Genomic DNA, 14,560 nt, shown 5'->3' with positions numbered 1-14,560 from the left:
TGAAATGAAATTCAATGTATTCTAGTATGTCGCAGAAAGTTTAATTTTATGGCTTTTTTTGCAAAAATAATTGCATTATAGGGAGTGAGTAGTATGTTTTCACGAATTGTTTCATCAGGTTGGTCATCGATTAATGCTTTATTTTCTTCAGAAACCCGTTCTGAAACCAGTAGGGAAGAAAAATCGAACTATCAATATGCACTAAATGCTGATGAAAAGAAACAATTAAGGCATTCAGAAGAGAAACCAAAAATTGTCGCTCTATATGATGAAAATGATGGTGCTGCTAACGCTGACCTAGCGATTCAGCATTTTAAAAATGATGGGCTAGAAGTTATCCGAGTTTCTCCAGATGAGGGATTAAATCATCCTACTTTTGCAAATACTTCTATTGACGGTATTTACTTACCCGGGGGGTCAGATATCGATATCGACAATGATCATGATCCGCGTAAGAAGTTTGAGGGCCAACTGACACAGCTAGCACGTACCCAGGATATTCCACTTATTGGAGTATGTCGCGGAGAACAAGCTATTGGGTATCATAATGGTTTAGAGGTAAGGGATTTGGCAGACTATGAGAAGCATTATACTCATTCTAGTGCTAATAACACGGCCAATCCGGATTTAAATAATACTGTTGTCGTTGAAAAAGGTAGCCAATTGTATGCCGCGTTACAAAATGAATTTAAGGATGAGGGTAAAGATGGGCCTTTGGAGTATTCTGTTACTTGCCTTCATCATCAACATACACCAGATAATTCAAGCAATAGTAAAGTACAAGTAACAGGACGTAATAAATTTGATAACACCATCGAGAGCGTTGAAATAAAAACAGGAAAGTATTATTCATTTGGTGTACAACATCACCCAGAAGTCGTTATAAGTTCTTTTGAGGATACAAGAAAAGAGAAAATTAGCAAAGCTGAAAAAGAGGCTGAAGAGGCACGATTGACCGCAAATTTTTTTGATCCAGATATCGCTGCCTATTTGGAATACAAAAACGCTCATAAAATAGGGGCAGCTTATGTAAAATCAAGAGATGAAAGAGCCGCTAGGGCAGAAATGGGCTTTTTTACCAATCAAGCCAAGAAACATTTTCTTGAGCAAGAATCGCAACAGAAAGAAAAACAGTCAAGTGATGTAGATGTAAGAGAGCATCATATTATATTTGATCTTTGAGGTTAAATATTACGCAAGATCTCTCAGATGCCAAGGATGGCTATGAGCGCATGCAGAGATATGGGTAAATCCATATTTATAATTACTAATCTCTTAGTAAGGTTTCTATAAAAAGTATTTTCAAAGTACTTACTCTATATCAGTAACCACTTATATTAATCAAGTCGAAGCGTCACACTCTACGTAAAGGTTTGAAAATTTCTCGAAGATAACTTTTAACTTAAGTTTCACATTCTTAATACCCATTTAAAATACAATGCTGAACAATAATATGCATAATTTATATGCATATAATAAATATTATAGGTTCAATTAATATTACATTAAGGCTGCCAGATTACAATTTGAACACTGAGTGATAATTTTATTCATTGTGTCAATTAAAAATTAAGGTATGCCATCATGTTTCAGAAATTTACAGACTATTTGTTCAATTCCAACAATACAAAAAGTAATACGAGTGACGAGAAACCAAAATTTGAATATGCTTTAAAGAAGGATGAAAAAAAACAATTAAAGAGTTCAGAAGAAAAGCCAAAAATTATCGCACTTTATGATAAATCGGGCGGTACTACTTATTGTGACCTTACAATTAATTACTTAGAAAGTAAAGGGATTGAAGTCACCCCAGTTACCCCCGAAGAAGGATTAAACCATCCCGCTTTTAATGGCAAGTTTAATGGCATTTATTTACCAGGAGGACCAAATATTCCTGTAGATGATCCTAGTGATCCGCGTAAGAAATTTGAGGGCCAACTTACGGAATTAGCTCATACCCAAGATATACCTCTTTTGGGCATATGTCGGGGAGAACAAACGATTGGACATCATCATGGTCATCCAGTAAAAGATATACCAGAGACTACTGATCAGCATGAAGTACATTACGAGTATTTTGATACGGTTTATAGGGAAACTCAAGATCCTACCTATAATAGTAAAGTAGTCGTTGGTAAAGGAAGCCAATTATATAATGCGTTACATCATAAACTTAACTATAAGGAAGGAAGTGGTGGTATAGAATATAACGTTACTTGTCTTCATCATCAACATGTAGAAGAACATCCGGAAAATAGCGATCTTCAAGTTTCAGGGCGTGGTAAATTTGATAGTTTGATTGAGAGTGTTGAAAAAAGGACGGGGAAATATTATACCATAGGCTTACAACACCATCCTGAAGCAGTCATAAGTTCTTGCGCAGAGACACGAAAAGAAAAAATTAGTCGAATAAAAAGCGAAGCAGAAGAGGCACGATTTAATGCGAATTTTTTTGACCCGGATGTAGCCATTCATACTGAACTAACCTACTCTCAAAGAGTAAGGGAAGCTCATATAAAATCAAATGATGAAAAAGCAGCACGAGCGGAGTTGGGCTTTTTTTCAACCCAAGTCAGACAACATCATCTTGAAAGATTAGTAAAAAAAGAAGACACGGAAAATACAAGAGATAGTTATTTCTTGTCTGACCCTTGGGGTTATTAATTTTCAATTTATGGCATATCTCCTGCACCAAGGAAGGTTAGCATGGGGATCGTACATAAACCTGTTCCGATGTGAATCTTTAAAAAAAAGATTCACATTTTTGCTCATAATACACCATCCGTTTCAAAAGCTTCCCTGGCACGTATAGCCGGTCTAATACTTAAAGCCCAAGCATACAACAGTAATTTTCAGGTTATCCTGACTTTTTAGAATTGGATTTTTAACTAGTAAAGGCAGATAAATTTTCCTAAAAAGTACTGTAATTCTTCATGTATTAAGGTTTTCTGGCTTTATTGGATGCGATAAAGAATACATGAAAAGGGTAACTTTTTTTTTTTAAAAGAAGAAAAAACCAAATTTCTTTGCTAATATCTAAATGGGTTAAAAAATCATTAACTATCAAGGAAGTAAAATTATGAAAAAATCAACAATAGCTGTAGCTGCTCTATTAACTGTATTAGCAGCTCCTGTAGCATCCGTTGCTTATGCAGATGATGCATCTACTACATCAAGTTCTTGTAATGGTTGTAAAGGCTGTAAAGGCTGTAAAGGATGTAAAGGATGCAAGGGCTGTGCTGGTTGCAAAGGCTGCAAAGGCTGTGCTGGTTGCAAAGGCTGTGCTGGTTGCTCTGGCAACTAATCTGTAGCTTTAATCCTACAAAGAGGTAGTTTTTACTACCTCTTCTTTTTTGCTTTTCTTTATTAAGTAAAAGACATGATGACGCATTCAGAATTTAAATTACCACAATTGAGCAATTGGCATAAGAAGATTTATTTGAATTATGCCCAACAAGTTTTAGAATCCCAGCAGTTGATAATGACACATAAAGGGAAAAGCATCCTTCATTACACTTTAAAAAAGAAACGACGTTTTGAACGAATGAGCCATTATCCTCACGGGGATCGCATTGATCATAAAACCGGTGCTCAATATTTTTATCATTGTCATCGAGAAAATTATGAAAGTACAGAGCATGGTCATTTCCATTGTTTTTTGCGTTATAAATATATACCTAAATCCATTAAACCAGCGCCTTTAGCAGATTGGGATAAATATATTGATAACCCTATGACTCATTTAATCGCTATTGGAATGAATCAACTAGGACAACCCATACGCTTATTTACAGTCAATCGCTGGGTAACTTCTGAAATTTGGTATAACTCAGAACATAGTGCCCGTTTACTTAAGCGTTATAAAATGACTTTGAATGATGATCCTTATTGGCAAGTGCTTGATCGATGGGTTGAGGGGATTATTCATTTATTTAAGCCGCAGATTTTATGGCTACACCAGGAGCGGGATAAAAAAATCATCCAGCATCAAACAGATAATAGTGCCATTGAAAACCCCTATATGGATTATGATCTTGAAGAGTTGTCAGAAATTTCAATTGATTTGAAACAGCAAATTGAATGGGTTATTAGTTAATTAGGGTGCGCTCTTGTTATTTTGAAGATTAACCCCATCCATTTCGAATTAAGCAATTTGAAAACGGGTAGGGTTTTTATTTAAAATAAAGTACTTGGATCCGAGTTAAATTCCATATACAAATCACATATAAGATTAATTTAAATGTAGGTACTGATGATTACTCAGTATAAAAATCAAAATAATTAATCTGTACTATAATTTACATGCAAAATAAATAATTCTTGGAGTATTTGCATGCCTTCCCACACTAAAAACAGGACTCAAGAAGATATTGATTCCATACATCAATATTATATGGAAATTATCAATTCAATGCCCAATATTGTTTATTGGGTGGATACTGAATGCAATCTTAAAGGATGTAATAACAATTTCATCAAATTATTAGGGGTAAATACACACAGCGATTTAAAAGGCACTCCTTATCAGCAAATGGAACGTTTTGTTCATTGGAATAAGGAACGAATCGAAGAATTGAAATTAGATGATATGAAAGTAATTTTTTCGGGCGTCCCTCAAAATAATGTAACAGAAAAACCGATTGAGGACAGCTCAGGTAAGACCTTTTACTTTCTCTCATCTCGCATACCGATGCACGATCGTAATAACAAAATAATTGGTTTGATCGTTATTTTAAACGATATAACTTTAAATAAGGAACTTGAAATCCATCTTGATGTTTTACAACAAAACAATGATAGGATTAAGCATTCATTGAAAAAAGAGGGATATTTACCGACAGTCCTCATGGTAGAAGACAATATCATTGCGCAAAATGTTGAGAAGGCTCTATTAACCGCGTTACATTGCCAAGTCGATATAGCAGATTCCGCTGATAGTGCCATAAAATTATTTCATCCAGGAAAATATGATTTAGTTTTGATGGATATTGGATTGGAAGACTCTTCAGGTTATGTAGTTGCAAAGAAGTTGCGTCAAAAAGAAAAAAATACGCAACATCATGTTCCTATTATTGCTTTAACTGGTTTTGAGGCTGATGTAGTAAAATACGATTGTCAGCATTACTTTATGGAAGGGGCGATTAGTAAACCATTAACCTGTGAACAAGCAGAACAAATCATCAAACACTACGTATATCATATGGATGTTCCAGTACGTGGTTTGAAGACGACCTAGTATCCTGATATGATCTTTGTTTTTTAAAGAAGATTCTATGAGCAGTAATTCAGCTGAGACCAGCCGTATATTATCTTTAGATGTTTTTCGTGGATTGACCATGGCATTAATGGTTTTGGTCAACAGCTTGGGGACCCGCACTTCCTACCCTATATTGACGCATGCTGAATGGAATGGTTGTACTTTAGCGGATTTAGTTTTCCCGTCATTTTTATTCATAGTAGGAATCACTACCGTCATTAGTTTGAAACGACATGTAAAAGAAGAGAGCAAAACATTATTATATCGAAGTATTTGCACTCGTACCTTTCTTTTATTTTTCTTTGGAATGTTTCTCAATATGTTCCCAGTTCATTTTGATTTATCAACAGTACGGATTTATGGCATTCTACAACGTATCGCTGTGTGTTATTTTATCTGTGCTCTTCTCTATCTTCATACATCAGTTAAAACACAAATTTTTATTTTCCTGGGTATTCTTATAGGCTATTGGTATTTTCTGACTCAGATTCCAATTCCTGCCCCTGGCGTTGATCAATTAAGCATAATAAGAAATTGGCCTGGGTATGTGGATCAGATGTTGCTTACTCCCACACGTTTATTATCGAAAACATTTGACCCTGAAGGTTTATTAAGTACTCTACCAGCGATTGCTACTACTCTATTTGGACTTTTAGTCGGACATTTTTTGCTGACATCAATCAGTAAGCAAAAGAAAAGTATCATCATGATTTTAACAGGAATATTATCTCTCTTATTAGCATGGATATGGAATTATAATTTTCCAATTAATAAAAATTTATGGACAAGCACCTTTGTCTTATGGAGTGGTGGTTTTTCACTTATTGTTTTTGGCTTGTGCTTTTTTGTTATTGACGTATTAGGTTATAAAAAATGGTCATTGCCATTTAAGATTTTTGGCATGAATGCATTATTTATTTTCATTTTCCACGTCATTTTACTGAAAATTCAATCCCTTTTTGTTGTTCCTTTGCCGAATGGATCACAAGATGTCTTGCGAGTTGCAATTGCAGAATATTTGTTTGGAGGGTTTAGTCCACAAAACACGGGACTATTTTATTCATTACTTTTCCTTTTCTTAAATTTTTTAGTGGCTGCATTTTTATACCGACGAAAAATATTTATTAAAATTTAAATGTAAACAGACCCTAATAATCTGTACTCAGAGGCATGATCCGGTCTTTGTCCAGGCTTACATATTGTTCATCTTTCCTGAGTTAGCTATAATGCTAGGTTAGATTAAACTATCTGAAGTTAATGGAGTCGTTTTCGATGCCAATTTATGAATATCAATGTACAAGTTGCAATCATCATTTTGATTTAATGCAAAAAATCAGTGATGAGCCGGTAACGCAGTGCCCCGTATGTTATCAAAATACTGTAGTTAAGCTTATTTCTGCGGCTGGTTTTCAACTTAAAGGTAGCGGTTGGTATGCTACCGATTTTAAAAATAAAAACAGCAAATCCCAGGAAGCAGCCAAAAATGATGATTCTGCCTCAGCGGAAAAAACAAAAGACACCTCATCTTCTAAAACTACCGAAGATGGTGATACCAAGTGAAAACGATGTCATTAAGAAGCTACTTACTCGCTGGATTGGTGGTATGGTTACCCATACTTATAACCATAGGCGTACTACGCTTTATTATTGACTTACTCGACAATACTGTGGCTTTAATCCCCAAAGCATATCAACCTGAACAACTCATTGGGCATTATATTCCAGGCATTGGAGTAATCTTATCACTTATCATTTTACTCGTTACCGGCGTAATTGCTACCAATTATTTGGGGCAACGCTTAGTAGGGTGGGGAGAATCTGTTCTGAGCAGAATTCCTCTTGTTCGCTCAATTTATAAAACAGTAAAACAAGTAATTAATGCGGTATTATCTACAAATAGTGAGGCTTTCCGTAAGGTAGTTTTAATAGAGTATCCTCGTAAAGGATTATGGACTATCGCTTTTCAAACAGGTACAGCAAATACTGCAATAAATAATAAAACAAAAGAGGAAATGATATCGGTATTCATACCTACTACTCCTAACCCCACATCAGGTTTTCTTATAATGCTTCCTAGAAATGATGTTATTGAGTTAGATATGAGTATTGATGAGGCACTAAAATTTATAATTTCTTTAGGAGTAATGCCGCCACCTTCAGAGGCAGCATTAGCAAACAATCTGTAAAATTAAATAGGCGGTTTTTATATGCGTACACACTACTGTTTGGGTGTAGATGAGTCAAGTTTAGGCAAAGAGGTTACTGTATGTGGTTGGGTACATCATCGTCGCGATCATGGTGGTGTCATATTTCTTGATATTCGTGATAGTTCTGGATTATTACAAGTAGTATATGAACCTGAAAATAAAACATCTTTTTCAGATGCGGAAAAATTACGCTCTGAGTTTGTTGTGCGAATTACCGGGGTTGTTCGTAAAAGACCTGATGGAATGATTAATGAAGCCATGACTACGGGTAAAGTTGAAGTAGTCGGTTCCAAATTGGAAATTCTTAATCAATCACCTACACCTCCATTCTTACCTGACGATTTCCAAGTCGTAAATGAAGACCTACGCTATAAGTATCGTTATATCGATTTACGGCGGCCTTCTATGAAACATAAATTAGTCGTAAGGCATCAGTTGAATAGTTGTATTCGCAGTTATCTCAATCAGCATAACTTTCTTGATATTGAAACACCAATGCTTACAAAGGCAACTCCAGAGGGAGCTCGCGATTACTTGGTTCCTTCTAGAGTTCATCCAGGATCATTTTATGCTTTACCTCAATCCCCACAGCTTTTTAAACAACTATTAATGATTTCGGGCTTTGACAAGTATTATCAAATTGTTCGTTGTTTTCGTGATGAAGATTTACGTGCTGATAGGCAGCCTGAATTCACACAACTTGATATTGAAATGGCTTTTATTGATGAAGAAAACATTTTAAATCTTATTGAAGGCCTGTTAAAAATAGTCTTTAAGCAAATTCTTAATGTGGATTTACCTGAAAAGTTACATAGAATGCCTTATGCTGAAGCTGTGCGACGATTTGGTAGCGATAAGCCTGATTTACGTAATCCTTTAGAGCTGATTGATGTAGCAGACCTAGTTAAAGAATGTGATTTTAAAGTATTTTCTACTGCTGCCAATGATTCAGAATCCAGAGTGATCGCCTTGCGACTCCCTGATGGTTGTGATCTCAGCAGAAAAGATTTGGATGATTACGGTCGTTTTGTAGGTATTTATGGTGCTAAGGGTCTTGCCTACATTAAGGTAAATAATCTTGATGAGGGAATGGCTGGGTTACAATCACCTATTTTAAAGTTTCTCTCTACAGAAGCAGTAGAAGCAATTCTACACCGTACAAAAGCTCAAACAGGGGATGTAATTTTCTTTGGCTCAGATAAAAATCATATCGTTAATGAATCTATGGGTGCCCTAAGAATAAAATTGGGACATGATAGAAAACTACTCAAAGAGGGCTGGGAATTATTATGGATTGTTGATTGGCCGATGTTTGAAAGGGATTATGAGACCAACAAATTAAATCCAATGCATCATCCATTTACTTCGCCTAAGGATTTATCACCAGAAAACCTACGTGCTAATCCAACACACACATTGGCGAAAGCTTATGATATAGTGATTAATGGTTATGAAATCGGTGGAGGCTCCATCCGTATTCACCAATCTGATTTACAGAAAGCAGTTTTTGAGTTACTCGGAATTAATGAGCAAGAGGCTCAAGAAAAGTTTGGCTTTTTGTTGGATGCCTTACAATATGGAGCACCGCCACATGGAGGGATTGCCCTGGGTATCGATCGTTTAGCTATGCTACTTACGGATTCAACATCAATTAGAGATGTTATTGCTTTTCCTAAAACTCAAACAGCATCGTGCCTTTTAACGAGTGCGCCATCGCCTACGGGTAACGCACAACTAACCGAATTGGGAATAAGACTTGCTCCAACTACTCAGACTAAATAACATATTAAAGCTTGGTAGACATTTTGCTAACCTGGTAAAAAAATCGATTATACCTGCGATGTCAAGGATTTGCTCTCCGGTTGGTACTAGAGCCAATTTGGAAGAGGATCGTTGTATTCGCAGCAGGAGTGGTGCCTTCTTAGGGAAAGGAAGCGTATTTGCTGTAAATCGAAAATATTGGGCATTTTTATTTTTGCTCTTTTGCTCTTCCTTTGCCACAGCTGCTCATGTTTCTGCTCCTCCTGTAAGAAAGCAGGCTACATTTACTGAATACTTAACTCAAGAAAAAGCACATTTAACAACCGCCATTCAGGATGCAAAACAGCCAATACTGCTTAAAAGTGAGAAAGAGTTCAGTGCTAAAATGAAACAAGTATCAGCGATACTTTCAATGTCGAGTGTTAAAATTGCAAGTTTGGAAAGCTTTCTCGATCATCAATATAAAGAGCAAAACAGTTTAAATCAACGTTTAAAGCTGCTTCAGCAGATGCCTATCGTCAAGGAAAATACAACCATCCCTGAGCGAGTAAAAAAAGTAGAAAATTTGCTGGCCATTAACAAACAAACGACTGAACTCGTAATTGAAAATCTGAAGCTTGCCAAGGAATTTCAAGCCACTATCAATGATGAAATAAAGCATTTGGAGTTGTGGCATTCAAATTTTGTACTTGAACAAAAACTCGTACACATTAGATCATTAAAAGAGCAGCTCAATAAACGCTTAAATCTCCTTTATGAAAGCAATGGTACGGTTCAACCAATTAAAAAGTCAAAGTCATTAACACCACTTACAGTAGCAGATCATGAAGCGATGCTGTTGATTAACAATCAAAATATTGCGGCAATTCAAAACCATTTGAACGCTTTAAATATACAAAGAACCGTGGTCAAAGCCGATATTATTTATCTTAAAAATCCAGATACAAAAAATTTACAGCTCATTACAGACATTTATAAAGATGCATTAAATCAATATGTTAAGGTTGAAAAAAACATTGGGCAAATTGGGAATTTTCTTACTAATGAAACCAAACTTGTTGTAGCGCCAAGTTTAAAGAGAGAAATAAGTTCTTTACAAAAAACATTGGCCCAACAACTTAAAGAATCGAGCATCCAAAAACAACTTCTGGTCAAAAGTTTGTCTGATTATCAAGCCCAGCTCAAAAAGTTGATGTCCTCTCGACAAACCCTTGCTGATTACAGTATAAGCAGTTGGCCAATTATTCTGAAGAAAATAGCGGCCATTCCAAGTCTGTTTTATAAATACATAAAGACGTTAAGCTTAAAGGTTTATGACAGTTATTTGTGGCTAAGTCCTTTATCCATGGTAATTTTATGGGGTGGTTTTGCTTTTATTGCGATTTTTTTCTTTATGATAAGTCGTATATTAAAGATACTGCGACGGGAAAAAGAGCGATCACGTTTAACAGGGTACCTATATGATGGAGCGCTTGTTTTAATTCAAAGAAACCTACCTTATTTTTGTATTGCGACTATGTTGTGGGCACTGCTGTACATAACTCATATTTCTTTTTCTAATTATCAATTATTCTTTAAATTAATCGCTGTTTGGTTTACTTTTAGAGTTTTAATCTTAATAGGGCGCTTGGTATTACTAGAACGTATCTCTGACTCATCGGGTAAGGACGTCAAACTTTATTACCGACTAAAATGGCTATTGCTATTCGGTGGATGGACTACTGCTTTAATGACTATAGGCCATTTACTCCCTTTATCGATACTACTTCAAGATATATTTAATCGCTTATTTATGCTCTTTATTCTCACAGTCTCTTTGGTGGCATGGAAAAGTAAAGATGTTATTCCTTATCTTCTGGGTCCCATGTTAAAGAGCCAAAAAGGGTATGTCAAAAACGCTATATACTTGTTGGTTATTCTAGTTCCTACAACATTGTTTACGACAGCAGTAATTGGGTTATTAGGATTTATTAGTTTGGCATGGAGTATGAGCCAATATCAGGCTTATGTACTACTTGTACTTGTAGGATATATTTTTGCTCGAGGTTTATTGTTCGATGCACTGGAATTATTTTCTGAATTGATGATTTCTTCATTACGTAATGGGTGGTTATGGATAGAAGTTTTTTTAAAACCATTAGATAAAATTTTAAGAATCCTGCTACTCCTGGCAAGCATTCATGTTCTTTTCCAATTGTTCGGTTGGTATTCCGATTCATTAGTGATGGTCAACTTAGGTAAATTTGCACAATATACTGTTGTAAATATCCCAGGGATCCACATTACTGTTACCAGTACCATCGAGTTTTTTATTCTGCTTGCTGTTTTTGTTTGGGCTTCTAAATGGACGAGGGAGTTTTGTTATCGCTGGGTATTTAAAAATGCTAAAGATGTAGGCATACGTAATAGCCTTTCCGTTTTTAGTCAATATGCAATTGTTCTTTTAGGTGGTTTTGTTTCTCTTCATATACTTGGATTTGATTTTAGCGGTATGTCAATGATTATTGGAGGACTTGCCGTAGGTATGGGATTTGGTTTGCGTGATTTTGCCAGCAATGTTGTAGGTGGGCTGATGCTGCTTGTTGAAAGACCCGTGCGTGAAGGCGATTTAGTGACCATTGGTGAACACGAAGGACGAGTTGCTCATATTGGCATCCGTTCCATGAGAGTTTCTTCCTGGGACAATATGGAAGTGCTGATTCCCAATGCGGAAACATTTAATAAACCATTTACCAACTGGACACATCAGGACGGTATTGTTAGAACAGTTGTTCCTATCAAAGTGAGTCGCTCTGATGATGCGGTTATGGTCCAGCAACTCATACAGGATATTTTGGCTACAACTCCAGAAATCGTTGCAGATCCACCTGCTCAAGTTTTCCTTAAGAAGATTGATGAAGCGTTACTTGAGTTTGAGGCTCGATATTTCATTAACGTCCAAGTACATACTCGTTTTGAGGTACGGTCTAAGGTATTGTTTGCTATTATGGCTCAGTTTAAAGCAGCAAATATTAAGCCTCCAATTGAACCACTTGCCATTGAAATTAAAGAGGGACAAGGTGATTTCACTGTTAAAAAACAGACCACCACCGAAAACTGAAGCTGAATTGCTCGAGCGCTGTACCCGTATTGCAGGCCTTAGTTTTGCACAATTAGGTTTGAGCTTGGGGTTGCTTATTCCCACTCAGCCGAACCAACGAAAAGGGTGGGTTGGTCAAGCAATTGAATTAGCCTTAGGCACTGATGCCCAGAATAAGTCATTACCTGATTTCCAAGGCTTAGGTGTAGAACTAAAAACACTTCCGCTAAATAAGTCGGGTAAACCCGCCGAATCAACATTTATTACCTCTATTCCATTGCTTACAATTCATCAGCAGCAATGGAAGTCATCGCAGTGTTATGCCAAATTAAAACGAATTTTATGGGTTCCTGTTGAAGGGGATACTGATATTTCTTATCTGCAAAGAAGAGTTGGACAAGGATTTTTATGGTCGCCTAATGCAGAACAGGAGTGTATTTTGGAAGCTGATTGGAACCATTTATCCTTTCAAATCAGTACTGGTCATCTTGAAACGCTTAATGCGCAAGCAGGCGAATATTTACAGGTTAGACCTAAGGCAGCAAGTGGAAAATCATTATGTTACGGGTATGATAACCATGGCAATAAAATTAAAACATTACCTCGAGGATTCTATTTAAGAAGTAGTTTTACTGCAACAATTTTATCGTGCTCTATGTAACAAAAGTGCACGTTGCGTGCTGAATTTCAGAATTAAGAAAAATGCAAATTGACTCTTATCAAACCTCAGTTGGTACATCATTCTAAAGAGTTGAACTTTGTTCCCTTTTAAAATTGCCCTAGTGGCGCATTTGTCAAACTCCAACTCTGTAATTTAAATCCTACCTCGGACTAGCGGGTGCAGGGCTTACCGTTTCAGTTACTGGGGTAATTTTGTGTGGTAAATATTCGTCTTTACTATGTCCAAGCCCTAATTGACCGTTTTTATTTTGACCAAAAGCATAGGCGATTCGTTGTGTAGAAAGACACAGTGTGTGGTAGTCACCGGCGACGATCTTGATAATTTTATCTGGCAATGAACTAATTGGCATTGGAATATTCGTTTCCTTACACTCCAAACCAAGCTGCCCTCGTTCACAATTACCAAAACCAAACACTTGGCCATTATCCGTTAGACATACGGTATGGGCATCACCTGTGGCTACCATAACTATTTTATAGTGTGCCAAGTGAGAAATTTGCGTTGGTCTCTCTGGATCTTCAAAATTACCTAAACCAAGTTTGCCAGTAGAGTTTTCTCCACAACTGTACATTATTCCTGTTTGGCTAAGAAAAATTGTATGATTAAAACCAAGGGCAATATCAGTGATTATTTCCTTCCCAAATGCCTCAATAGGCAGGGGGGTATATTGACTCCGTGCAGTGGTTTTTGTCCCCAATTGTCCAAACTCGTTCCAGCCAAACCCGTAGATTTCATTATGGTCACTAATGCAAAAAGAGTGATCACCTCCAGCAAAAATAGACATAATTTTTTTGTCCGCAAGTTCTTGGATTAATTCAGGAGTACTCGCATTTTCTAGAAAGTTACCTAATCCTAATTGCCCATGACGATTATTTCCAAAGCTATATACTTTACCGTTTTTAGTTCGTAATAAAAAATGATCACAACCCGCGCATATATCTGCTACATCTTTTATAGAAAGTTTTTCCAAAACAAGTTTCGCAAATCCGAAACACCAACTTGAACTCGCTTCATTTGAGCGAGCGATGTAGACATCGCCAGAAGCTGTAAGAAACAGAGTTTCTAGGTTTGAGCAAGCAATTTTAATTGGCTTTAATGGTTGAGGGCTAGTAGGCCAGAAATTGAATATAAATTGCCGACTGTATTGTAATGTAAGTGCCTGAGGAGTGTTCACTTCCAATTGTTCCCTCCAAGGGATGAAACCACATCCGAACCATCTTCCAGATGAAAAATAGAAACTTGAATCAGGTCCAGCACTAATATCTGTTGTTAATGAATAGTCTGAATAGCGCTTTTGGTTGTCATGATAAGCTTGACTAAGATTCTTTATTGAACGCTCGCGGTGATTAAGTTCAACAGAGAGTGCTGCACTGCTGCGAAGGGCTATTGCTATGAATTTAGTCGCAGTATCGTAGTCAAGATAATTAAAAGCAAGATAAATTAATATCTCCAAAGGGAGTTTAAGTAAAATATGTGTATTTTGTTCTGAGACTAAATGAGAGCGGGGCATTTATATTATTCTAATCAAAAATTAAAAAGTGCGAAATATTATCATAGTGGATTATGGGGAATCA

12 protein-coding genes are annotated in these 14,560 nt (G+C 36.4%); 11 read left to right on the top strand and 1 reads right to left on the bottom strand.

All coding sequences use genetic code 11. The features are described 5' to 3' along the window. The first annotated feature begins 93 nt into the window (after positions 1–93). From LXO92_RS11335 to mutH, 11 genes are all read left to right on the top strand, one after another. The gene (locus LXO92_RS11335; protein WP_232891009.1) at positions 94–1,182 is read left to right on the top strand and encodes a gamma-glutamyl-gamma-aminobutyrate hydrolase family protein; all 1,089 of its coding nucleotides are present in this window, start codon (positions 94–96) and stop codon (positions 1,180–1,182) included. 402 nt (positions 1,183–1,584) lie between these two features. Then, on the top strand, positions 1,585–2,664 hold the full coding sequence (locus tag LXO92_RS11330; RefSeq protein ID WP_182349699.1) for a gamma-glutamyl-gamma-aminobutyrate hydrolase family protein: 1,080 nt from the start codon (positions 1,585–1,587) through the stop codon (positions 2,662–2,664). Positions 2,665–3,079: 415 nt separating this feature from the next. Beyond that, positions 3,080–3,304 carry a hypothetical protein gene (locus LXO92_RS11325; RefSeq protein WP_232891008.1) on the top strand — a complete coding sequence of 75 codons (225 nt, stop codon included), beginning with the start codon at positions 3,080–3,082 and terminating at the stop codon, positions 3,302–3,304. Between the two features lie 75 nt (positions 3,305–3,379). Further along, a complete protein-coding gene (locus tag LXO92_RS11320) occupies positions 3,380–4,096 on the top strand; it encodes a DUF6969 family protein (RefSeq protein WP_182349697.1) in 717 nt (238 codons plus the stop codon). A gap of 237 nt (positions 4,097–4,333) precedes the next feature. Beyond that, positions 4,334–5,236: a response regulator gene (locus LXO92_RS11315; RefSeq protein WP_182349696.1), complete on the top strand. Its 903-nt coding sequence runs from the start codon at positions 4,334–4,336 to the stop codon at positions 5,234–5,236. A 37-nt stretch (positions 5,237–5,273) separates the two neighbouring features. Continuing rightward, positions 5,274–6,392, top strand: a complete 1,119-nt coding sequence (locus LXO92_RS11310) for an acyltransferase family protein (protein ID WP_232891007.1) — start codon at positions 5,274–5,276, stop codon at positions 6,390–6,392. Between the two features lie 137 nt (positions 6,393–6,529). Then, positions 6,530–6,817 carry an FmdB family zinc ribbon protein gene (locus LXO92_RS11305; RefSeq protein ID WP_182349694.1) on the top strand — a complete coding sequence of 96 codons (288 nt, stop codon included), beginning with the start codon at positions 6,530–6,532 and terminating at the stop codon, positions 6,815–6,817. After that, on the top strand, positions 6,814–7,443 hold the full coding sequence (locus LXO92_RS11300; RefSeq protein WP_182349693.1) for a DUF502 domain-containing protein: 630 nt from the start codon (positions 6,814–6,816) through the stop codon (positions 7,441–7,443). The genes LXO92_RS11305 and LXO92_RS11300 overlap by 4 nt, the downstream gene beginning before the upstream one ends. Positions 7,444–7,464: 21 nt before the next feature. After that, a complete protein-coding gene (gene aspS, locus LXO92_RS11295) occupies positions 7,465–9,246 on the top strand; it encodes an aspartate--tRNA ligase (protein ID WP_232891006.1) in 1,782 nt (593 codons plus the stop codon). Further along, on the top strand, positions 9,221–12,325 hold the full coding sequence (locus tag LXO92_RS11290) for a mechanosensitive ion channel domain-containing protein (protein ID WP_232891005.1): 3,105 nt from the start codon (positions 9,221–9,223) through the stop codon (positions 12,323–12,325). Before aspS ends, LXO92_RS11290 begins: the two co-directional genes overlap by 26 nt. Continuing rightward, entirely contained in the window at positions 12,285–12,965 is a 681-nt protein-coding gene (gene mutH, locus LXO92_RS11285; RefSeq protein ID WP_182349690.1) for a DNA mismatch repair endonuclease MutH, read from the top strand. Before LXO92_RS11290 ends, mutH begins: the two co-directional genes overlap by 41 nt. 160 nt (positions 12,966–13,125) lie before the next feature. Here the strand turns inward: mutH and LXO92_RS11280 are convergent, their stop codons facing one another. Then, positions 13,126–14,496, bottom strand: coding sequence for an RCC1 domain-containing protein (locus tag LXO92_RS11280; RefSeq protein WP_232891004.1), 1,371 nt, complete (start codon positions 14,494–14,496; stop codon positions 13,126–13,128). Positions 14,497–14,560: the final 64 nt, after the last annotated feature.

The sequence above is a fragment of the Legionella resiliens genome (assembly GCF_021344005.1).
Taxonomy (GTDB): Bacteria; Pseudomonadota; Gammaproteobacteria; order Legionellales; family Legionellaceae; genus Legionella; species Legionella resiliens.
This window is presented reverse-complemented; position numbering and strand designations above follow the sequence as displayed.